General features: G+C 59.1%; 18 protein-coding genes and 1 pseudogene. 10 read left to right on the plus strand and 9 right to left on the minus strand.

What is annotated here, in order from left to right:
- Window positions 1–307: 307 nt before the first annotated feature.
- The 5 genes from ABEA08_RS08445 to ABEA08_RS08465 are packed head-to-tail and all read left to right on the plus strand — an operon-like array spanning window position 308 to window position 5,570.
- Window positions 308–994, plus strand: a complete 687-nt coding sequence (locus ABEA08_RS08445; protein ID WP_345334858.1) for an ABC transporter ATP-binding protein — start codon at window positions 308–310, stop codon at window positions 992–994.
- Window positions 981–1,952, plus strand: coding sequence for an HlyD family secretion protein (locus ABEA08_RS08450; RefSeq protein ID WP_345334859.1), 972 nt, complete (start codon window positions 981–983; stop codon window positions 1,950–1,952). The genes ABEA08_RS08445 and ABEA08_RS08450 overlap by 14 nt, the downstream gene beginning before the upstream one ends.
- On the plus strand, window positions 1,949–3,115 hold the full coding sequence (locus ABEA08_RS08455) for an efflux RND transporter periplasmic adaptor subunit (protein ID WP_345334860.1): 1,167 nt from the start codon (window positions 1,949–1,951) through the stop codon (window positions 3,113–3,115). The genes ABEA08_RS08450 and ABEA08_RS08455 overlap by 4 nt, the downstream gene beginning before the upstream one ends.
- Window positions 3,112–4,320, plus strand: a complete 1,209-nt coding sequence (locus ABEA08_RS08460; protein ID WP_345334861.1) for an efflux RND transporter periplasmic adaptor subunit — start codon at window positions 3,112–3,114, stop codon at window positions 4,318–4,320. Before ABEA08_RS08455 ends, ABEA08_RS08460 begins: the two co-directional genes overlap by 4 nt.
- Entirely contained in the window at window positions 4,317–5,570 is a 1,254-nt protein-coding gene (locus ABEA08_RS08465; RefSeq protein ID WP_345334862.1) for an ABC transporter permease, read from the plus strand. The genes ABEA08_RS08460 and ABEA08_RS08465 overlap by 4 nt, the downstream gene beginning before the upstream one ends.
- A 133-nt stretch (window positions 5,571–5,703) precedes the next feature.
- Here the strand turns inward: ABEA08_RS08465 and ABEA08_RS08470 are convergent, their stop codons facing one another.
- The 7 genes and pseudogenes from ABEA08_RS08470 to ABEA08_RS08505 all read right to left on the minus strand — a co-directional run bounded on the left by ABEA08_RS08470 (window position 5,704) and on the right by ABEA08_RS08505 (window position 12,958).
- On the minus strand, window positions 5,704–5,964 hold the full coding sequence (locus tag ABEA08_RS08470) for an ATP-binding protein (RefSeq protein ID WP_345334915.1): 261 nt from the start codon (window positions 5,962–5,964) through the stop codon (window positions 5,704–5,706).
- Window positions 5,895–6,815 (minus strand): sensor histidine kinase, encoded by a 921-nt coding sequence (locus ABEA08_RS08475; RefSeq protein WP_345334863.1) that lies wholly within the window; start codon window positions 6,813–6,815, stop codon window positions 5,895–5,897. The genes ABEA08_RS08470 and ABEA08_RS08475 overlap by 70 nt, the downstream gene beginning before the upstream one ends.
- A 200-nt stretch (window positions 6,816–7,015) precedes the next feature.
- A pseudogene (locus ABEA08_RS08485) lies at window positions 7,016–8,334 on the minus strand (sigma-54-dependent transcriptional regulator).
- Between the two features lie 84 nt (window positions 8,335–8,418).
- Window positions 8,419–9,621 (minus strand): ABC transporter permease, encoded by a 1,203-nt coding sequence (locus ABEA08_RS08490; protein WP_345334864.1) that lies wholly within the window; start codon window positions 9,619–9,621, stop codon window positions 8,419–8,421.
- Window positions 9,622–9,631: 10 nt separating this feature from the next.
- Entirely contained in the window at window positions 9,632–10,945 is a 1,314-nt protein-coding gene (locus ABEA08_RS08495; RefSeq protein ID WP_345334865.1) for an ABC transporter permease, read from the minus strand.
- Between the two features lie 9 nt (window positions 10,946–10,954).
- Window positions 10,955–11,680 carry an ABC transporter ATP-binding protein gene (locus tag ABEA08_RS08500; RefSeq protein ID WP_345334866.1) on the minus strand — a complete coding sequence of 242 codons (726 nt, stop codon included), beginning with the start codon at window positions 11,678–11,680 and terminating at the stop codon, window positions 10,955–10,957.
- Window positions 11,681–11,692: 12 nt separating this feature from the next.
- Entirely contained in the window at window positions 11,693–12,958 is a 1,266-nt protein-coding gene (locus tag ABEA08_RS08505; protein ID WP_345334867.1) for an efflux RND transporter periplasmic adaptor subunit, read from the minus strand.
- A gap of 492 nt (window positions 12,959–13,450) precedes the next feature.
- Here ABEA08_RS08505 and ABEA08_RS08510 point away from each other — a divergent pair, with 492 nt between their 5' ends.
- The 5 genes from ABEA08_RS08510 to ABEA08_RS08530 all read left to right on the plus strand — a co-directional run bounded on the left by ABEA08_RS08510 (window position 13,451) and on the right by ABEA08_RS08530 (window position 18,513).
- Entirely contained in the window at window positions 13,451–14,413 is a 963-nt protein-coding gene (locus ABEA08_RS08510) for a heme-binding protein (protein ID WP_345334868.1), read from the plus strand.
- A gap of 100 nt (window positions 14,414–14,513) precedes the next feature.
- Window positions 14,514–16,076: a ferritin-like domain-containing protein gene (locus ABEA08_RS08515; protein WP_345334869.1), complete on the plus strand. Its 1,563-nt coding sequence runs from the start codon at window positions 14,514–14,516 to the stop codon at window positions 16,074–16,076.
- Between the two features lie 14 nt (window positions 16,077–16,090).
- Entirely contained in the window at window positions 16,091–16,735 is a 645-nt protein-coding gene (locus ABEA08_RS08520) for a hypothetical protein (RefSeq protein WP_345334870.1), read from the plus strand.
- A gap of 21 nt (window positions 16,736–16,756) precedes the next feature.
- Window positions 16,757–17,686: an MNIO family bufferin maturase gene (bufB, locus tag ABEA08_RS08525; RefSeq protein WP_345334871.1), complete on the plus strand. Its 930-nt coding sequence runs from the start codon at window positions 16,757–16,759 to the stop codon at window positions 17,684–17,686.
- 11 nt (window positions 17,687–17,697) lie between these two features.
- Entirely contained in the window at window positions 17,698–18,513 is an 816-nt protein-coding gene (locus ABEA08_RS08530) for an HvfC/BufC family peptide modification chaperone (protein ID WP_345334872.1), read from the plus strand.
- 374 nt (window positions 18,514–18,887) lie between these two features.
- On the opposite strand, the gene ABEA08_RS08535 is transcribed toward ABEA08_RS08530, so the two are convergent.
- Both ABEA08_RS08535 and ABEA08_RS08540 read right to left on the minus strand, forming a co-directional pair.
- A complete protein-coding gene (locus tag ABEA08_RS08535) occupies window positions 18,888–19,268 on the minus strand; it encodes a hypothetical protein (protein ID WP_345334873.1) in 381 nt (126 codons plus the stop codon).
- Window positions 19,269–19,525: 257 nt separating this feature from the next.
- The gene (locus tag ABEA08_RS08540; RefSeq protein ID WP_345334874.1) at window positions 19,526–20,857 is read right to left on the minus strand and encodes an alkaline phosphatase; all 1,332 of its coding nucleotides are present in this window, start codon (window positions 20,855–20,857) and stop codon (window positions 19,526–19,528) included.
- Between the last annotated feature and the right edge of the window lie 262 nt (window positions 20,858–21,119).

Genomic DNA, 21,119 nt, shown 5'->3' on the forward strand with positions numbered 1-21,119 from the left:
ACACTGTCAATCAATGTAAAGTTTGGCCCCTGTTTTTTCCTTTCCCTTCATTGGCTTGTCATCGGCGCCTGGAACCAGAGTGGCATTCATCGCGGCCGAGCAATGAAGCGCCTTGGCGATGTTGCACAATATGGTACTGAACGTTGCTGCTGTGGTGTCGGTGAGGGGTTTTGCCTCACGCTTGTTCGCTTGTGCTTAATGTAACCTGATGATTAGTATGCCGTAACTTAAGGGTTTTCGCTTACACCGGACCACGGTGTAAGGGCATTTGAGCGCGGTTTGGCGCAAGCAGGGAAGAAGAAACAGCATGATTGAGATATCGGATCTCACCAAGCGCTATGCCTTGGGCAGTGACTGGGTCATGGCGCTCAATGGGGTCAGCCTGAACATCGCGCAGGGCGAGTTTGTTGCCATTATGGGTCCATCCGGATCGGGCAAGTCTACCTTAATGAATGTGATCGGTTGCCTCGACAAGCCGAGCTCGGGGCACTATCAGTTGGCCGGTCACGATGTTGAGCAACTGGATGATGATGCGTTATCGGCGGTACGCAACCAACAAATCGGGTTCATTTTTCAAAGTTTCCACCTGTTGCCGCGCCTGACCGCACTGGACAATGTGCTATTGCCGCTGCGCTACGGTGAGCAGCGAGCGGACGATGGCGAGCGTGCCGTCGGCTTGCTCAACCGCGTCGGATTGGGCCCGCGCCATCAGCATCGACCGAATCAACTCTCTGGGGGCCAGCGTCAGCGGGTCGCCATCGCCCGGGCCCTGATCAACCGTCCCGCTATCTTGCTGGCTGATGAACCGACCGGCGCCCTGGACAGCAAAACCTCCGTTGAGATCATGACCCTGTTTACCGAGTTGCACCGGCAGGGCCAGACCATCGTGTTGGTAACCCATGAAGAGGAGATCTCCGAATACGCCCAGCGGGTGGTCCGTATGCGCGACGGCAAGATCGTTAAGATCGAGGAGCGACAGCATGATGCGGCTTGAGCGAACGCGAGGTATTGGCGTGCTCGCCCTATGGGCGTGCTCCTGCGGGGTGATGGCGCAACCGCTGCTGCTGAGTGGCCAGGTGACGTCGATGGAGTCCCAGAGTTTGGTGGTGCCTAAGCCGGGAGATGCCTGGCGGTATCAGATCCAGTGGATGCTGCCGGAAGGGGAGATGGCGCAGGCGGGTCAACCGGTTGTGATCTTCGATAAAAGCCAATTGGATAACCAGATCGAACAGTTGGAAGCCAATGTCGAGCGGGTGACCGCCCAGGAGCAAAGCCGGGGCGTTGAGCTGGAGGTTCAGGTCTTGCAGGCTCGCTTCAATCTAAAAAAGGCGGCGCTGGACAAGGATAAAGCCGCGCTGGATGCCGCCGTGCCCGCCGAGTTTATCGCGGCGAAAACCTACGCCGATAATCAGTTTCGGTTGATGCGCTCCGAACATGAGCTTGCCAAGATGGAGCAGGCGCTGTTTGAAACCGAGTCGCGCTTGCAAGCGAGCCTGAAGCAGCTGACGTTGGATCGCGATAAGGCGGACATTGCCCTGACGCAGGCCAGAGATGGGATCGACGAGTTAACCCTGTTTGCGCGATTTAGCGGTCCGGTGCTGTACGGTTTCGATCACCGCGCCAACCGCAAATACGATGTGGGCGACTCGATCCAGATCGGACGCACGGTGGCGACGATCCCGTCGACCGATCGTTTGCTCGTTAAGGCTTGGGTGAATGAGGTGGATGTGGATCGGCTCGAGCTTAATCAATCAGTCACGCTGCAGTTGGATGCGGCGCTGCAGCAAACACTGCCGGGCCATATTGCCGGGATCGGCCGACAGGCGGAGCGCCGTCGCGGCTGGGGCGTGGGAAATTGGTTTGAGGTTGAGGTGCAGTTTGATGCGGGGCTCGAGCAAGCCATGGTGCCCGGCATGAGTGTGTTGATCCGAACCGGGGAGGGCGCGCAATGAGCCAAGCGATGAGAGTGGCGCTGCTCTGTGTCAGCGTGCTGTGTGGCTGCAGCGAGCAGAATACCGTGATGGTCAGCGAAGGGCAGTTGCCGCAACGCATCGAGGTCAGCGGCCAACTGTTATCAGCGGACAGTCAGAATGTGTTGCCGCCGGTGGTCGATCGGGTCTGGCAGTTTCAGATCAATCAGTTAGTTCCGGAAGGAAGCGCGATTGAGCAGGGGCAGGTGTTGGCTCGATTGGACACGTCGGAGCTGCGTGAGCGGATCAAGATCGAGAGTGGCAAGCTGCGCGCCAAAGAGCAGGATGCGATCACCACCGAGCTGCGTAACCAAAAGAAGTTCGAGCAGATGACGCTGGATCTGGCGGAAGCTGAGATGTTGCATGACAAAGCCGAGCGTAAGGCGTTGCTGTCGGACGAAACCGTGACTCAGATCGAGCGGGAGAAACGGGAGATCGACGAACTTATCGCCGCAGAGCGGGTGGCGTTGGTTGAAGAGAAGTTGCGGTTAGAGCGTTTGCGGGCACAACAGCGGGCGGCCATTTTACATGAGGATCAGCGAAAGCTGCAGATGGGGTTGACCCTGCTCGAGACGGGACTTGAACGGATGACATTGCGGGCGCCGCGGGACGGCATTGTCGTGTATGGCACGGATCCCAGTGGGGAGAAACTCAGTGTGGGCGATTCTATCTATGTGGGTGATGTGATCGCCACCATTCCGAACTTAAGCCATATGCAGGTGCAGATGGCCGTGCCTGAGGTGGAAGCGAGTCGAGTGGCGTTGGGCCAATCAATGACCATCCGTCTCGATGCCAGCCCAGAGCGCGAATTCCACGGTGAAGTGGTGGAGATCGGCGCGGTGTTTCGTCCGCGTACACCGGAGATCCCCTTGATGGTGTTTGATGTCACCGCCAGTATCAGCCCGGTTGACCCGGATCTGATGCGTCCCGGGATGACGGCCAAGATCAGCATGGATGTGACCGATCCGGCACGCCAAGCCCTGCTGCCCAGTGCGGCGGTGGCGTTCGAGGGGGAGCAGGCTTATGTCCTGCGTCCCGGTTTGTTTGGCGATCAGCGTCAGGATGTGACGGTGGCCGCGTTAGGTGAGGAGCAGATCGCCATTGCCAGTGGTATCGAGATCGGCGCGAAGGTGGTATTGCCATGACATTATTACGATGGAGCCCGGCGGCGCTGCTGGCGTTGGGCCTGATCGGCTGTACCCCCTCGGCGCCCAGTGGGGTGTTGAGTTTTGTGGTAGAGCCGGCGGATTTTCATATTGAGATCCCCGCCAGTGGCGAACTCGAAGCCAGTCAGACCACGCCGGTGAATGTGCCCAATGGGCTGAGTGGCCCGCAGTCGCTGGCGTGGATCTTGCCGAACTTCTCCGAGGTCAAAGCCGGCGAGGTGATCGCCCGGTTGGACACAACCCGAGCCGAGTTTGCACTGGCACGAGAACGGCTGGATTACCAACGACTGGGCTTGGACGGCCTGATGCAGACCCATAAGGACGATACCGTCAGTGTCGAGTATGAGCTCGGGATCGCGGTGACGGCGGAAGAGGAAGATCTGGCCGAACGATTCTTCAGTGAAGATGAGCGGGTCTACACCAAGGTGGAGATCATCGATCTGGCCAGTAACCATGATTATCTTGAAGCGAAGCTGGCGTATTTCAATCGCGGGTTAGCGCAGCACAGCGATACCGCAGAAGCGGAGCAGGCGTTGATCCGCGCACGACAGCTACGTTTTAAAACCAAGATCGATCGTTTCGAGAGTAATCTGAGCCAGATGGCGATCGTCGCGCCGCATGATGGCGTGTTCGTGTCCGAGTTGGGCCGGGGCGGCGTGGCACCGATGGCCGGCGACATTGTTTGGTCCAATATGCGCTTAGGGGTGATGCCAGAGCTCGCCACCATGCAGGGGCGTCTCTATGTGCTGGAGTCCGATGCGGCGGGGCTGGCGATAGGCCAGGCTGTGTCGGTCTATCTGGATGCTTATCCCGAGCGGGCGTTTGCCGGCACCGTGAGCAGTGTTGATAGCATGGCCAAACCGAAGGAGCGAGGCAGTCCGGTCAATTACTTTGAGTTTGTGGTGACCCTAGCGCATACCGAGCCTGCCATCATGCAGCCGGGTCGGCAGTTGCACGCGCGCGTGCATGCCCTGACTCGCCGTGAGGTGATCACCGTTCCTAACCAGGCGCTGTTTCAGCAGGATCAAGTGGCCTGGCTCTACGTTTTGTCACCGTCGGGTTATGTCCGACGTGATGTCCAGATCGGCGAACGTAGTCTTGAGCGCACTGTGGTGGAGCAGGGACTGGTGCCCGGCGAGGTGGTTGCTTTGACCCGACCTGGACCTAAGGAGTTAAGTCAATGAGACCGGATGGCTACAAAGTCCTGCGTGATGGGGTATCGCAGGCGTTTACCGAGATGCTGCATCACAAGTTGCGTACGGCGTTGACCTTGCTTGGGATGATCTTTGGGGTCGGTGCGGTGATCGCCATGCTCAGCGTGGGTGAAGGTGCCGAGCGCGAAGCGCTGAAGATGATCGAATCCATGGGGGTGCGAAACCTGGTGGTGGAGGCGCGCCCGGCCAGCGGCGAGGCGTTAAAGGCGGTGCGCGAACACTCGGTCGGTTTGGATCTGCGTGATGTCAACAGCATCATGGCGACGCTGCCGTTTATCGAGCGCTGGAGTGCGCAGAAGCGGGTGCGGGAGTACAGTTTGTTTAGCGCGCAGGGGCGCAGTGATGCGCAGATCCTGGCGGTCAGTGCCGAGCACTTTGCCTTGTCGTCGATGGCGTTTCAATCCGGTCGTGGTTTTAGCGAGGAGGAGGATCGCCACTACCGTCAGGTCGCCGTTTTGGGGCCCGAAGCGGCACGCAGTTTGTTTCCTCAGGGGGGCGCGCTGGAGGGGCTGTTCAAGGCTAACCATCAATGGTTCCGGGTGATCGGCGTGCTGTCGGAAGGGCCGCAAAGCGATGCCAAGATCCAGGGCGTGAAGCTGGGCGGCGAGCGCAATCAGGTGTTCATCCCGCTGGGAACGGCGCTGAAAAAGATGGACTTTAAGCCGCTGGAGGATCAACTCGACACGCTTAAGCTGGCGCTGGCGGACGGGGTCTCTCCCAGCCTGGCGGCCGCCAGTTTGGATCACCTGCTGGCGCGACGTCATGGCGGTGAGAAGGATTATGAAGTGGTGGTGCCCGCCTTGCTGTTGGCACAGCATCAACAGACCCAGAATATCTTCAACATCGTGATGGCTTGCGTCGCTGGGATCTCCTTGTTAGTGGGCGGGATCGGGATCATGAACATCATGCTGGCCACCATTTTGGAGCGGACCCAGGAGATCGGCCTGTTGCGGGCGATCGGGGCGCGTAAGCAGGACATCGAGCGGCAGTTTTTGATCGAAAGTATCGTGATCTCCGGTACCGGCGGGGTGATCGGGATCGGCTTCGGCTTGTTGCTGGCGGTGATCATCGCCACGGCCGCGGGTTGGCCGGTAGGGTGGTCCCCGTTCGCAATCTTGCTGTCGCTCGGCGTCTGTATGGCGGTCGGGGTGGGGTTCGGCCTCTATCCGGCGAAGAAGGCGGCGCAGCTGGATCCCATCGTCGCCCTGCAGCGGGAGTAGCCCACTAAGGGTCGCACTGGACTGAGGTGACGTATGACAAGGGCGGGCTGACAGGCGCGCCCTTTTCTATGCGCGTCGGCGGCGGAGCGGGCCGAGCGCCACCGCGCGCCTCATTGGCTGCGGATCGCGTACTCTATTCTGCGCTGGTCTGGGGCTTGCTGGGCAGCTCCAGTGTCACCTTCAGTCCGCCCTGACTTCGGTTGCTCAGCCGGATCTGGCCGCGATGGGCTTCGACAATTTCCCGACATAACGCAAGTCCCAGTCCGGTGCCCTGCTGCTTGGTGGAGTAGAACGGCAGCAAGGCCTGATCGAGGATCGCCGGGCTCATGCCGGGGCCGCGATCGCACACGCTGATCTGGGTGATCGCCGGGTACTGCTCGATGGACAGGGTGATCTGCGCATTATCGCCACCACTTTCATGGGCATTTTCAGCAAGTTGACCAACACCCGCTCCAGCTGGGCGGGATCGAACCAGCCCGATCGCGCTGGCAGGGCGCCATCAAGTTTAAAGGGGTATTGCTTGTGTAAGCCTTCGATGAATGGCGGCCAAGGCACGTCCTGGCAGCGCGGGCTGGGCAGTTTGGCGAAGGTGGCGTAGCCCTGAATGAATTGATTGAGGCTGGCACAGCGCTCATCGATGGCGCGAAACACCCGCAGCAGGCGGGGATCGGCGCTATCGCCGAGCAGCTTGCGGCCGCTATGGCTCATGGAGCTGATGGGGGCCAGGCTGTTGTTGAGCTCGTGACTGATCACCCGGATCACCTTCTTCCAAGCGGCGGCCTCCTGACGGGCCAGCTCTCGGGTGATCTGGCGCGCGAGGATCAGCCGGTGGGGCTGGTTGTGCAGCCGGAAACGGCCCTGCACCAAGTGGTAGGTATCGTTTTCGTCGTGTTGGCCAGGCAGGAGGTAGAGGCCATCTTGCTCCGCCTGAAACAGCGCCTTGACGGCGTCGTTGTGGTCTTGCAGCAGGGTCTCGAGCGTTTGTCCGGCTAACGGCGTCCGGCCAAAGAAACGCTCGGTCTCCCGATTGGCAAAGATGACGCGCTGGCGGGCGTCGATCAGCAGCACCAGCATCGGCGTGTTTTGGATCACCTTATCGAGGATCAGCTCGCGTTGATGCAGGGTGTACCGCTCCTCTCTGAGCTTGAGCGCCATGGCGTTGTAGCGTTGTGCCAGTGCGCGGGTTTCTGGACTGCCTTGAAGCGGCAGGGTGGTACTGAAATCGCTGTCGGCGAAATTGAGCACACCGGCATTCAGTGAGGCCAGACCACGCCTGAGCGGGCGGGCCAGGCGAAAGGCCAGCGCCAGCACCAACGGCAGGGTGACGACAAAGGTGAGGGTCAAGCTTAGCCACAGCGGCAGGGCAAAATGGCTCAACAGCAGCGCGGCGCCGGTCGCCAGTGCCACCGACAGGGTGGCGATGAGGCTTAGGAGGGCAGTCAGACTCATCGCGCCATGCCCAGTTTTTCCATGCGACGATACAGCTGCTGACGGGACAAACCGAGCGAGCGGGCGGCTTTGGCGATAACGCCGCCGTGGCGGGCCAGCGCGGCGGTGAGGGTTTGCTGATCCAGTTCGGCGGGCGCCACCGGCGCGGGGGCAGGCGGCGTTTGCAGGGCGAGATGATGCCATCGCGGCACAGCAGCGCGGCCCGGGCGATGGCGTTTTCCAGCTCTCGCACGTTGCCGGGCCAGGGGTGTTGCAGTAGCGCCTGCTCGGCGGCCGGAGCCAGCTGGGCCTGATCGGCAAGGAAGTGCCCGGCCAATGGCAGAATATCGTCCGGGCGCTCGGCCAGCGGTGGCAGGGCCAGTTGCACCACATTCAGGCGGTAGTAGAGATCTTCCCGAAAGCGGCCGGCAGCAATAGCCGCAGGAAGATCGGCGTTGGTGGCGCTGATCACCCGCACCGTGATTTTGCGGGTTTTGTGGCTGCCCAGACGCTCAAACTCGCCGGTTTGCAGCACGCGCAGTAACTTTACTTGACCGCTGAGGGGCAGGTTGCCCATCTCATCGAGGAACAGGGTGCCACCATCGGCGGCCTCGAAGCGGCCGATCCGGGCCTTGTTGGCGCCGGTGTAGGCGCCGGCCTCGGCGCCAAACAGCTCCGCTTCCATCAGCTCGCTCGGTAGGGCGCCAACGTTGACTTTGATAAAGGGCTTGTCTTTGAGCGGCGAGTTGGCCTGGATGATCTCGGCGATCTTCTCTTTGCCGGCGCCGTTGGGCCCGGTGATCAGCACGGGCAGATCCGACGGGGCGATCCGGGTGGCGGTCTCCAGCAAGGCGGCCATCGGTTTGCTTTGGTAGAGCAGCCCGCACAGCTCAAACCGGGCTAACTGCAGTTGCTGGGCCTGCTGCTGATATCGCAGGGCGCGTTGCTGCTGGCGAAGCTTGGCCAGCTCCAACAGGTTGGCGACGCACAGCAGCAGTTTATCGTCGTCCCAGGGCTTGCCTAGGTAATCGGCGGCGCTGGCTTTGACCAGCGCCACCGCCATGGCCAAGTCGGTCCAGGCGGTGAGCAAGATAATGGGCAGATCCGCCTGTTTGGCGCGCAGCTGGTGAAACAGGGTGCGGCCCTCTTCGCCGGAGGTGGTATCGGCGCTGAAGTTCATGTCCTGGATCGCGAGGGTGATCTCCTCTTGCTCGAGCGTGTCCAGAGCCGATTGGGGATCCTGACAGCAGACGCAGGCGTAGCCTTGCAGCTCAAGCAGCAGCGAGAGGGCATCACAGATGGCCGGGTTGTTGTCGATGATTAAGATCTTTTCCATATATCTTTCTAAGCGTTAGCTTCCATGACAAGCGTCAAAACGCGTTACCTTTGTGGCGCTAGGGTAACGCGTTTTGGCGGAGGTTCACACCGAGCGGGTGGCGATGGCCGGGGAGATGGTGCTGGCACGGTACGCCGGGGCGGCGACCGAGAGCTGGCCGAGCAGCACCAGACCCGTTAGCGACACGAGCAGGTAGCCCAGTGGCAGCCGAGACAACTCGTAATTTTGCATCAGAAACTGATTGAGGCCGATGGCACCGAAGCTGCCAAGCAGCACACCGGCGCTGCAGATCATCGCGTTCTCGATCAGAAAATGGCGCAGCACCATCAATCGGGTGGCGCCCAGCGCCCGGCGGGTGCCTATCTGCTTTTGGCGTTGACTGACGCTGTAGCTGGCGAGGCCGACGATGCCGAAGGCGGTGACGGCGAGCAGCAGGACAATGACCACGCTGAGCAGCACCGCCATGGCGGTGTCATTGCGGTAAGCGCGATCCCGCGTTTCGGCAAAGGGGCGTATGCCCGTGATCACCCGGTCCGGGTTATCGGCCAGCAGTACATCGGAGACGGCATTGAGCACGCTGTCCATCGCGTCCGCTTCAACCCGCACCATAAACCGAGCGATAAACATCGGGGTTTCCACCGGAATGATGGCGCTGGCGTAGCTGTCCTGACGATGGGGCCAGGGGCTTTGCAGGGTATCCATAATGCCGATGACTTCGATGGGGTGATTTTGCATGTAGACCAGTTTGCCCAGTGCTGACTCGTCGGGAAACAGGATATCGGCGGTGTATTGGCTGATCAGCGCCTGATCCGGCCGAGTGCCCATGGTGGAGTCGACAGAGATGTCCGTGGGGTTAAAGGCGCGGCCTGCAACCAGTGAAATCCCCAGGGTATCAAACAGGCTTTCATTGCCCATGTAGTAGCCGACATTGACGCTGTTGCCTTGATCGTCCGGCAGGCTGCTGACGGTGGAGGAGGAGCCACTGTTGGACAGGGGGATCTGATTGGTCGCGCTGGCACTGATCACGCCGGGGATCTGACGCAGCAACTGCTCGTCGCGGCGCCGCTGGGGCATCAGATCGCCCTGGGTATCCATCTCAATTACGGTAAAGCTGAGCAGTTCAGACTCGGTGACGCCAGAGTCACGATTGAGTGTGGTCAGGCGCTCCTGCACGATAAAGGCGGCGTTGGCGATCACCGCCAGGGTCAGCGCCAATTGGGCGATGATCAGCAGGGGTGCGCTTTTGCTGCGCAGCAGGGCGGACAAGATTGGGCGAAGTTCAAACATGATGCGCTCCTTACTGGCTTTTCAGGTAGTGGGCAGGATGGGTACGGCCGACTCGCCAGGCGGGCAACAGCCCGGCGATGATCGCGGCCAGCAGGGAGAGCAGCAGGACGGTGATCAGCATGGTGATGTCCATCCGCGCCAACTGGTCGTAGTAGGGGTACAGCTGGCGTAACCCGGCCAAGCCAACCAAGGCGAAGACGCTGCCGAGTCCGCCGCCCAAGACGCCGATCAGGCTCACCTCTACCAGGTGCTGGGCAAAGATCTGCCGCTGGCTCGCGCCCAGTGCCCGGCGCACGCCGGTGTGAGCCGCGCGGCGCAGAAATTTGGCCAGCAGCAGGCCGATCATATTGACCATGCACACCAGCAGGAACAGGAAGGAGAGTGCCAGCAAAATGCGATTGTCTTCGCTGACCACGCCATTGTAATCGAGCCACTGCTGCACGTTTTTCAAGCTGGCAAACGCCGTATCAGAAGGCATGCGGCCCAATTGACGTTGCTGCTTGATGTAGCCGGCCAGCTCCTGTTCAAAGTCGGCTTTTTGCGCTGGGGTTTCCAGCTCGACCCAGTACTGGACCCAGTACATCTCAGAGCGGAGCCAGTCGTCGTAGGACTGCAGGTTTTCGCTCTTCCAGCCGTTACGATTGCCAAAGGCCTCTATCTTGTTGACCGGCAGCAAGGAGAAGGGCACGAACATCTCTTCCGGCTCATGGAAGGCGCCGTTATTGAGATCGTAAAACAGCGGTTGTGGGTGGAAGTCGTCGATCACGCCAACCACGGTATAGAGGTGGTTGCTCGCTTCGATGGTTTGGCCCACCGAGTTTTCGCCGCCAAACAACTTGTCGTTGAGGGCGCGGCTGATCACCGTGACCGGCTCGGCTAAGGTATCGACCGCGGTTGACCAGGGTGCACCGTAAAGAAAGGGCACCTCAAACATGCCGAAAAAGTCTCTCCCCGTGGCGCGGCCCGTGGCCATAAAGGGATGCAGTTGGGGATCGTCCGGTTTGATCGAAAAGCCAGCGCGGATCATCGCCGTGCTGCGCTGCGGTGTGCTCATCCGGTTGATGTTGTCCGCATCTGGATAGGTTAACTGCAGATCCAACTCATCCGAAGTACCGCCATCGTAATCATCGTGATGGGCCTTGAGTTGAACCGCATAGAGCTGATCGTTTTTATGGGCCATGGGGTTGTGGCTCATGGTGTAGTGCACCGTCAGGCTGGTGCCGGCGGCACCAATGCCGATGGCCATGGCCAGCACCATCAAGGCGCTGATCACCGGTGTTTGCTTGAGGCTGAGCCAAGCCAGGCGTAGGTAGTAACTGAACATGGGCACTCCTTAGGCTTCAGCCGCGCTGCGGATCGGGCTGATCTGACTCGGGCGCGGCTGATTGAGCAGCGCCAAGTCACACACCTGGCCATCAACGATGTGGATATTGCGGGCGGCGCGGGCGGCCTGCTCGGCGTCGTGGGTCACCATGATGATGGTGGTGCCGTTTTGGTTGATGGTCTCCAAAAGCTCCATCACTTGCCGGGCCATCAGTGAGTCCAGGTTGCCGGTGGGCTCATCCGCCAGCAGGAAGCGCGGCGAACCCGCCAGAGCGCGGGCGATGGCGACGCGCTGTTGCTGTCCACCGGAGAGCTGTGAGGGTAAGTGCTTCATTCGTGCCGACAGGCCCACTTGTTCAAGCGCCTCTTCGATGCGGCGTTTGCGCTCGGCGGCCTTAAAGCCGCGGTAGCGCAATGGCACATCGACGTTGTCGAACAGATTGAGATCCGGCAGCAGGTTGTAGCCCTGGAAGATAAAGCCGATCTTCTCGTTGCGCAGCAAGGAGCGCTCCCGATCGGTCAGCATGCTGATCTCCTCACCGTCGAGGTAATACTTGCCGGAGGTGGCGTTTTCCAGCAGTCCGGCGATGTTTAAAAAGGTGGTTTTGCCCGAGCCCGAGGGGCCGGTGACGGCGACAAACTCGCCCTGTTGGACGTTCAGGTTAAAGCCGCGCAGGGCGTGGGTTTCAATCAAGTCAGTACGAAACACTTTGCCGATGTTGTCCATGGTGAGCATGGGGAACTCCTGTTACTTGATGAGGATCTCGTCGCTTTGCAGCAACGCACTCAGATCGGAAATGATGAATTGGTCGCCAGCGGCGGCGCCGGCGAGTACTTCGATATGGGTTAAGCTGCTGGCGCCCAGTGTGATCGGGACTTTACGGGCCAGCTCACCGGCGCGCCTATAACCGAAGCGACTTTGACCGGATTGAATAAAGGGGCCGCGCCGCAGCATCAGTACGTCTGCCAGCGTCTCCATTCGGATCTGGGCGGCGACGCGCTGGTTTTGACGTAGCTTGAAGCTTTGCGGATCAAAGCGGACGCGCACGGCGACTTGATTGGCGACGATCTCCGGAGAAATGCCAGCGATCTCGCCTTGAAATGACTGTCCGGCGACCTCGAGTGCCACCGGCATCGCCAGGCCCAGTTCGTCGGCGTAGCTTTCCGGCACCTCAAGCTCGGCTTGATATTCGGTCAGGCTAACTACGGACAGCAAAGGTTGGTTGGCGCCGATGCGGTCTCGGTCTTCTACCAAGGTGTTGCCCACCATGCCATCCAATGGCGAGCGGATCTGCAGTGCCTGGATCTGGCGTTCGATCTCGCGTAGCTGCAGTTGCTGGCGGGCCAATTGCACTTCGGCGCTGCGCTGCTCGAACTTGAGGGTGTCACGGGTGAGGGCGATCTCCCGCTGGGCGTGGGCGTGGCTGATCTTGGCGCTGGCAAACTCATCCAGCACCTGCTGGTGATCGATATCGCTGATCAAGTCGGACTCGGCAGCCCGATCGGCGCGCAGCTGCTCGCGCTCGGCGGCAGTCAGGCTTACCTGGGCCTGATCGAGTTTGCGTTGTAGCTCCAGCTCGGTACGGCGAGCCTCAAGCTTGGTGCGCTCCAGCGCCAGTTGCAGGCTTTCCACTTGCGCTTGTTGCAGGGAAAGCTCGCTTTGCAGCTCCGGGCTGATGATCTGAGCGACGATCTGTCCGCTTTCGACCTTGTGGCCGGCTTGCACTTTGAGCTCGATGCGGCCAGCTGCACGGCTGTAGAGCACCGGCGCATTGGCGGCGATGATGCGGCCGCGGGCGGCGATCTCCCGAACCATGTCTCCGCGCTCTACCGTGGCAAATTTCAATCGACTTTCGCGGATGCTTTGCTGGCCCTGGCCCCAAGCCTTCAACCAGTCGGCTGATAGATAGCCACCACCGGCGATAAGGCCGCCAACGGCGAGCAGCGGCAGCAGCCAGCGCGGACGCCGGGAGCGATTTACTTGCACATCCTGGCCAGACGTATCCTGGATCATAAGCGTGTCCGTTCTCTTACTGTTCAGTCTCTAGTACGACTATTGCAGGGGGCGTGCCAGTTATCGCTCTAACATTATCATATTGATTGAAAAGAACATTTTCTCCTTTTTTGATTGCGGTGTTGTGTCCGAGAGTGACCGAAGTGTCCGCTGCGGACAGTTTTGTTGCCGCCTGAGACCCGGGGCTTTAGTCGGGCGTGAGCGCTAGGTGCGGTGAGTCGAGCTCGCCAGGATCGAGCGGGCTTGAACGCTTTGGGGCCAAAGGAGGCGATCTGGATGACCCAAGAGGAATCGGTGAGGCAGGATTTAACCTGCGAAATTTTCGATAGTTCTCGGATAGGCCGGGCTTGAGGCCTCTTGCAGGAGGAGATAAATGGAGTGCGATGTGGTCTTGCTGGAAGGAAAACCCGTGCGCAAGCTGCTTAACTTCACTGCGTGAGAAAGCGAGCGTGAGGCCCTCACTCGCGAGTGAAGCAAATAAGGATGTTTGTGATGAGCACGACCCCTCCAAACCTCAGCCAACCTCTGTTACATGAGCCGATACAGGAATCTCCGGCGGCGCCGCTCGACGCGCTTGGCCCCTATGAGCATCTGATCGGTACTTGGGTCAACCAGCCGCTGGCTAACAGCCAACAGGGCGGTATTGACGCGCCGTTTTCCTACAACGTGATGCCTCTGCCACAGGTGGGGAGCGCGTCTCCTCAAGGCTATATTCTCAAGAACTTTAAGTATTTCGAGGAGATAACCTTCTCGGCCATTCATGGTAATGCGCCCAACCGGGGAGGTTTGGGTACACAGATCGCCAATACGGTGTTTTATGAGCAGCGGGTGTATTTTGCCGATGGGCCAGATCGTGATCAATTAGTCCATGCAGAAAACGGCTCTTGGTTGTATTTAACGACCCGGCCGCAACATGAAGGCCCCTATGGGGATACACCGCTGCCAGGGAGCACGGCGCCCAACCAATCGGCAGCGAGTCATATCGTGAAACAGATCTCCGTACCCCATGGCAATTCGATCTTGGCTTACGGTGATTATGATGAAGGCACGCCGGTTGTGATCCCAGCCGCGGTGGTGTTGCCGGTTGGCGTCGATACGACGCCATATCGGACCCAAAGTGTTGGTAACCCTTCGGTCGACTTAACCGCAAACCCGAACCTGCCACTTCAGCAGGCGTTGGAGTTACGGACGCCGACCCATGTGATCCGCTGGCAAGTCAACAGTCAGCATCCGGGGGCGGGCGTCATCAACATTCCGTTTGAACAGGCCAAAGCGGATGTCACCGATTATCACGCCACGTACTGGTTGCAGTCCTTCAGTGATCCGGCGGATCCCGATCCGCAATACACTCAGCTGCAATATACCCAGTCAATATTGATGAACCTCAATGTCGGCGGGAAGATCGTGTCGTTTCCTCATGTGACCTGTAACACCCTGACAAAAGTCGATGACTGAGCCGTTTTCAAGGGCGACGGGCGGTGCCGCTGCAGGCATTGACCCATTCATGCACCAATCGGTGTCAACCTGTGTGGCTGATGAGCCGGAGAGGCAATCTATGCAAGAAGATGAAATTCAGTTTGAGGTCGTCGAGCCCTTATCTCGGCTGACACAGCAGGAGATCGCATTTTTTAATCAACATGTACGGGGGAAGTCTCGAGAGGAGGTGCTCTGTCGTTTGAAACAAGATGTGCAAACGGCCTGTACCATTGAGCTGGCGACCATTCCTATCTATCTCTATTCCTATTATTCATTAGTCCGAGATCGGGTGTCTGGAGCCGATCTTACACCGGAACAGATCTTTGCCAATAAGGCCGGGGCCGGGATAATGAGCGTTGCGGTGGAGGAGATGTTGCATATGTCGTTGGCTTCGAACCTTTACTACGCTCTGACCGGCACGCCGCCAAAGCTGTATGGCAGTTCACCCGCGTCTTATCCCACCGGGTTGCCTTATCACAATCCGCTCGGCCCCGAAGGGCCAGAAGGGATAAAGGACGCGCCGGTGTCGATCCCTTTGGGAAAATTTGGCTATGAGCAGTTGTGGCATTTCTTGCAAATTGAAAACCCCGGACCCAGGGAGCTGCCGCCCAAAGATCGGGATTGGGACACCATTGGTCAGTTTTATTCCTTCATTCGTTGCTTGATCTTGTCCGAGCATTTAACCGATGCGGACTTCTCGGTGGGCGCGACGCGTTTTCAGATACAGCCCTACAATTATTCACCAAACAACGTGGACACCGTGTTTCCAAGGAAAAGCTTTGATCCTTGGAAGGCGCCGGAGGATAAGGACAGCGCAGCCCAAGCTGCGGTCTTTACCAACGCGCCAGAGAGTCATACGCGTTCAACTCCCCTCATTACGATCCGCAGCAAGCTCGATGCTTTGGCGGCCATCGATACGATCTGCGATCAGGGCGAAGGCTTTAATAGGCAACCCACGGATGATCCCTCTGGAGATGAGTTGTCGCATTACTATAAGTTTCTGACGCTGCAGGCTCAGTTTGACCAGTACGCGCAGCGCGTCGAACAGCTGCCGGATATGCCCGCTCCACCGGCCCCCGTGGCGCCCGCCATGAATGATCGCGCTTTAATGGAGAGCCAAGTCCTATTTGATTTTCCACAGAGTCCTAAGTTGGCGCAGTATCCTCCCTCCCTGAGGCCGATTGTCGAGTTCTGTAATGGCTTATATCAATACATGCTGATCATGACGGAAACGATATTTTACGTGGAAGCTGAGCCAGACGCGGAGGACGAGCAGCAATCGCAGAAGTATTACTTCAACATCGCCTTGCATCGCTCAATGATCTGGGTGCTGGATAAGTATGTGCAGACGATGCGGAATATCCAAGTGTCATCTGGCCCTTATGCTGGAAAGGTGCTGGCACCGACCTTTGAGTTCGTGAATTTGGGGCCGCCCGCGGGCTCCTTCGCCCGTTTGAAGCAGTTGGGCCAAGCGGCTGTGGATGCGGCGCGATCGGCCCGGCTCGCTGACGTCGATGGCAGTGTTGCCGGAAACATTACCTATTACGTTGAGACCGCGTTGACCCGGATGCAGGGGCACAAGTCGATGCACTTGCCCGACGTCGGTGATTATTTTGATCTGCGCCCTCAACCGATCCAGTGAAGGAAGACCACGTTATGAGCAAAAGCAACCAACCAACCGGGCCCGGCTTTCCGGTTCCAGAGCCTTATCCGTTTGCCTCGGCGCCGAAGTATCCGAATAAGATCAACAGCGAGCCGCTGCCCCAACCCGCAAATGCAGTGACCCATGCCTGTATGGGGCTCAATCATTGCAAAGGTCAGGACGTGTTTGGGATCAGTGGTCCAAGCGGTGATGATCCCAATGCCTGTGCGGGGCAGGGCTACTGCTCGACAGCTAGGGATCACACTTGCCATGTACAAAATGACTGTAAAGGTCAGGGCGGCTGTGGCCTGTACGGCACCGAGAAGGAGGTGGACAAGCCGGGACAGAATGGATGCCGGTCGCTCGGATCCTGCGCGACGCCGATCAATGCGGAGCGCTTTATTACGGTTGGTGAGCATAAAGGTACGAGTGTGTGGCATCGCGCTCGTCAGGTCTTTCTGGAGCAGGAGTGGCCCAAGCTGTGCGTCCAAGATCCGAGTCTGGATCCGAACCAGTTACCCCCAGTCGGAGGAGAGCAGGGAGGCGAGCTGTTTGCCGATGGGCCATCGTATCTTTGGATCTCGGATGACAATTCCGATCGGGATGCGATGACGGCCTGTGGTGCCAGCGGCATGAGCGGCGCTGGCGGTTGCAGTTAAATGGCGCAGACGGAACCGCGATTGAGTTCGGACTCTGCGGCCAACCTTGGGCTGGGGTTGGGGTTACGAAATGTGCATTTTGACTATTTGCTGAAACACAGGCCGAAAGTGGATTGGTTTGAGGCGATCAGCGAGAACTTTATGGACTCTGGTGGGCGGCCTCGCTATGTGCTGGATACATTGGCCGAGCAGTATCCCATTGTGTTGCACGGTGTTTCGATGTCCATTGGCAGCACGGATCCGCTGGATATGGGCTATTTAACGCGTTTAAAGGCTTTGGCGGACGGGGTCGGTGCGCGTTGGATCAGCGATCACCTCTGTTGGACGGGGGTGAATGGCATGAACTCCCATGATCTCCTGCCGTTGCCGCTGAATGAGGCGACTTTGGCTCATGTCGCGAGTCGTGTGGAGATGGTCCAGCAGCAACTTCAGCAGCCGCTGGTGCTGGAGAATCCCAGCAGCTATTTGCGCTTCGAGCAGTCAGACATGGATGAGCCGACGTTCTTGTCTGAGTTGGTGGCGCGTACCGGCTGCCGCTTACTGCTCGACGTTAATAACGTCTATGTTAGCTGCTTTAATCAGGAGGCCGATCCTTACGATTACCTACGTCGGTTCCCGATGGCGGCAGTGGTGCAGTTTCATTTGGCTGGCCACAGTCATTGTGGCACCCATATCGTCGATACTCATGACCGGCCCGTTGCGGCTGAGGTGTGGCGACTGTATCAGCTGGCCTATGAAGCGTCGGGAGGGGCCTCTACCCTGCTTGAATGGGATGGCAACATTCCGGCTTTGCCCGACTGCTTAGCCGAGTTGAACAAAGCCAAGCTCTGTGTGACGGGTTTACTCGAAACAGCATCAGCGATCGGCGCGCCGCCGCAGCGTTCTGCGGTATCGACACCGGTGGAGTTCCTGGTTCCGGACGTACGGGCGCAGACTCGAGAGTCGGTGTAGGCGAGGCAAGTATGGATGATTTGGCGGCACTGCAGGGCCAATTCTTACGGGCGATCCAATCGCCACAGTCGGCCATACCCGAGGCGTTGCTTGCCGCCCTCCAAGGCACCTCTTCGCGTGGGGCTATCGACGGGCTCGCGGTGTACCAGCACAGTTACCGTGCCCGTCTTCTCAGCTGCCTACGAGAACAGTTTCCCGCCCTATGTTATTGCCTTGGTCAGCCCCTGTTTGATGATTTTGCTCAGCTGTATTTGCAGCAGTGTCCGCCGAGAAGTCATACCTTGTATGATTTGGGGCGCCGATTTCCAGAGTTTTTACACCATCATTGTCCGTCGTCGATGCGCAGTCGGGAACCTTGGACTGACTTTATGTTGGATCTGGCCCGTTTCGAATTTACCGTGTTCTCCTTGTTCGACGCTGCGCCAGAAACGCGATTTGCGCTGGCAACGCCAGAGAGCCTAGATGTGGATCTGTCACTGCATGCCTGCGTGCGGCTATCGGCCTCGCGCTTCAATGTGGCGAGCTACTATCACCAGGTTCGGCGGCAGGGCTCGGCTCGCTTTCCTGGGCCGAGTTACAGCTTCTGTGTCTTGGTGCGCACGGATTTTTTGACGCGTACGCACTTCCTGACCGAGGCGCAGTATCACTTTTTGCACAGGGTTCAGTCCGGTCAGGCTGTTCCTGATGCCCTGAAGGTGGTCTCCAAACAGTTGGCGTTGAGCGCCGACGATCTGCAGTCTTGCTGGCGTGGATCGCAGGGAGTGCGTTCCGATTGGATAGCGAACGGTCTCTTTGTCGATCGTCGCCTTGCGCTGGCAGGAGACTGAAGGGGGGCCGCAGCGCGATCCCTGCCTGCAGTCAGTTTATTTGCTGGCGCGCGTTGGGTGTTCGCTACCCCCTCTAACTGTCCCTCGATGCACCGCGCCGGTCTGGCCGGCTTAAATCCACCCGGTATGTCAGTCACATAAATTTGCCAGCGTTTCCTCGGCCCTTGCTCCGTATGGTGACAGGTGTTTTACCACCACTTTGCCGCTCGAGCCCTGAGGGCTATGACGTGTCGTAGGTGCTCCAGAGCCATGCATGGTGTGATCACGCTCGCTCTTTTTGTTCAGCGTCGTTATTAGCACGATCTTCGACTTGCCGACGCCGTCGGACGCTGGGTTGCTGCTACTTGGGTAACCTGGGTCTTAGTACAGGGGCTTTAGCGCAGGGCAGCGTTGATCTGCTCTGCTTTCTCTACGAACAATTGGTGTTCCTCGGCGTATCGTCCTTTGGCGATCGTGAGCCACTGTACCCCGGTTTCATCACCGTAGTTGAACCGTACGCGAAGCTCGTAGTGGGTGGCGGTGAGGAGGGCGGCACCCACGCCAACGGCAAAGCAGAGCAGTGGAACGAACTGGATTTTGAAGGTCAGTGCCAGGGGCACACAAGCGCAGAGCAGACCCATGATCACCGTCCTGAGCAGGTGATCTTTCCATGTGTTGATCTTGGCTTCCGCGGCCTCCAGTTTGCGCAGCTGGTAGTGCGCTTTTCTGATCTGCAAACGGTCGTCAAGCTGGGTGATCTCTTCGGTTCGATACATGGCGTCGTTCCCTCGTCGTTGCTGAAGTGAGATGAGTGAAGCCTGTTTAATCAACACAATAACAGTGCCTTGGGGTTGAGCCCTTGATGTGGGTCAACATGTATACAAATGTATGCGCAATGTTATCTGGCTATGTTGTTCGCTTAGATGGCTCGCGCTAGGGCTGGGGAACCGCCGCCGTCGAGAGAGGTTTTCGCTGATGAGGTGGGGCAGGTAAGGGCCGCTCGGGGGCGAGCGGCCGGTTTGTTCGACGATGCTTAGTCTGCGTTTAACATCTCGAAGATGATCGGCGCAAAATCCGTGTTGTTTAAATGGCCAGCAAAGCGCTCGGCCTGCGCGCCGTAGGCCATCACTGGGACGTCGACCGCGCTGTGTCCGCCGGTGGTCCAGCCGGTACCGGAGCGGGCGGAAACGATGTCGGCAATGGCTTTGCGTAATTCGTTTGTTTCCTGATCGCGTAGCTCGTCAATACGGGCGATCTCTGCTGAGTTCAGCGCCCAATCGGCGTGCTCAGCCCAAATGGCTTGGGCTTTGCGTTGCGGCTCGGCTTGCAGCGCTTCGGTGATGTAGTGCGAGGTTCTGTGGGTTCCGAGCGCAATCGCTGGCTGCCAACCGCCGCGGGTGCCTTGGCGCGCCAAGGTGAGTCCGCCGGTATCGTGATCGGCGGTGGCGATCAGCAGGGTATCTGGGTTGGCATCGACAAAGGCTTTGGCCGCTTTGAGGGCCTGGGCGAAGTCCTCCATCTCGCCAAGGGCACAGCGGATGTCATTGCTATGACCGCACCAGTCGATCTGGCTGCCTTCGATCATCAGGAAAAAGCCGTTTTGTTCGGTTGAGAGCAATTCCAGCGCCTTGTCTGTCATAACGCGAAGGCGATGGGGCTGATCGGTATTGATGGCGAAGGGCAGGCCGTCGCTGGCGATCAAGCCCATGGCTGGCAGTCGACTAAGACTGCGAATGCCGTCGAGATCCCACGCCTGTTCGAAGCCGTTGTCTCGCAACTGATCGGCCAGACCACCTTCCGTGCGAGGGAAAAACTGCTGACCGCCACCGAGCATCAGATCCAGCATGGAGCGCTCGGCGATGCGTTTATGGACGTATTGTTCGGCGATGAGATCTTGATAGCTGCGGCGTTTGGCGTTGGCGACAAAGCCCGCCGGCGTGGCGTGGGTGACGGCAGAGGTGGCGACGATCCCGGTGGCTTTTCCGGCCAGCTTGGCTTGTTCGAGGATGGAGCGCACCGGCTGGTGCTGCGCGTCCATGCCGATCACCCCTTTGCGGGTCTTGACGCCGGTGGCCATCGCGGTGGCCGAGGCGGCGGAGTCGGTGATGAAGGAGCCGGTGGCCGGGTAGGTGCGCGCCGAGCCCACCAGCAGCTCATCGAAGATGGTGGTTTCCACCGGTTGGCCCGGTGTGCCCGCTTGCGCGTATCGGTGGGCGGTGACGTAAGCCGGCCCCATGCCATCACCGATCATGAAGATGATGTTGTTGGGCGCAGCGTGTTCCGTGCGGCTGTCGGCTTGGGCGCTGCTGGCAAAGGAGAGCAGGAGTAGAGCGGCGGATACGCCGATGCAACAGTGAGATCTCATGGTTTTTCGACTGAAGGTAAGCTAGATGGCTATGCACCATAGCCTTGCTCTGAGCCGTTGGCTGCTCTTTGTTGGAGTCAATGCTGGGATCTGTGACTCTGTCCGCGAGCCAGATTCAGACGCGGCGGTGCAGCATGCAGTTTGGCTTTGGCTGGGTAGGTTGGGGACAAGATGTGATCAGACCGGACGGAGGGGCGAGCGCTGGCCGGCGCTGGGGTGCTCTTAGCCTTTGGTCGAGTGGGTCGGTGCTTTCGCTGTGGGT

It is taken from the genome of Ferrimonas pelagia (assembly GCF_039543565.1).
Taxonomy (GTDB): domain Bacteria; phylum Pseudomonadota; class Gammaproteobacteria; order Enterobacterales; family Shewanellaceae; genus Ferrimonas; species Ferrimonas pelagia.

Coding starts and splice junctions, on each gene's coding strand:
- ABEA08_RS08445 (WP_345334858.1), top strand. CDS start 308: ATGATTGAGATATCGGATCTCACCAAGCGCTATGCCTTGGGCAGTGAC.
- ABEA08_RS08450 (WP_345334859.1), top strand. CDS start 981: ATGATGCGGCTTGAGCGAACGCGAGGTATTGGCGTGCTCGCCCTATGG.
- ABEA08_RS08455 (WP_345334860.1), top strand. CDS start 1,949: ATGAGCCAAGCGATGAGAGTGGCGCTGCTCTGTGTCAGCGTGCTGTGT.
- ABEA08_RS08460 (WP_345334861.1), top strand. CDS start 3,112: ATGACATTATTACGATGGAGCCCGGCGGCGCTGCTGGCGTTGGGCCTG.
- ABEA08_RS08465 (WP_345334862.1), top strand. CDS start 4,317: ATGAGACCGGATGGCTACAAAGTCCTGCGTGATGGGGTATCGCAGGCG.
- ABEA08_RS08490 (WP_345334864.1), bottom strand. CDS start 9,621: ATGTTTGAACTTCGCCCAATCTTGTCCGCCCTGCTGCGCAGCAAAAGC.
- ABEA08_RS08495 (WP_345334865.1), bottom strand. CDS start 10,945: ATGTTCAGTTACTACCTACGCCTGGCTTGGCTCAGCCTCAAGCAAACA.
- ABEA08_RS08500 (WP_345334866.1), bottom strand. CDS start 11,680: ATGCTCACCATGGACAACATCGGCAAAGTGTTTCGTACTGACTTGATT.
- ABEA08_RS08505 (WP_345334867.1), bottom strand. CDS start 12,958: ATGATCCAGGATACGTCTGGCCAGGATGTGCAAGTAAATCGCTCCCGG.
- ABEA08_RS08510 (WP_345334868.1), top strand. CDS start 13,451: ATGAGCACGACCCCTCCAAACCTCAGCCAACCTCTGTTACATGAGCCG.
- ABEA08_RS08515 (WP_345334869.1), top strand. CDS start 14,514: ATGCAAGAAGATGAAATTCAGTTTGAGGTCGTCGAGCCCTTATCTCGG.
- ABEA08_RS08520 (WP_345334870.1), top strand. CDS start 16,091: ATGAGCAAAAGCAACCAACCAACCGGGCCCGGCTTTCCGGTTCCAGAG.
- ABEA08_RS08530 (WP_345334872.1), top strand. CDS start 17,698: ATGGATGATTTGGCGGCACTGCAGGGCCAATTCTTACGGGCGATCCAA.
- ABEA08_RS08535 (WP_345334873.1), bottom strand. CDS start 19,268: ATGTATCGAACCGAAGAGATCACCCAGCTTGACGACCGTTTGCAGATC.
- ABEA08_RS08540 (WP_345334874.1), bottom strand. CDS start 20,857: ATGAGATCTCACTGTTGCATCGGCGTATCCGCCGCTCTACTCCTGCTC.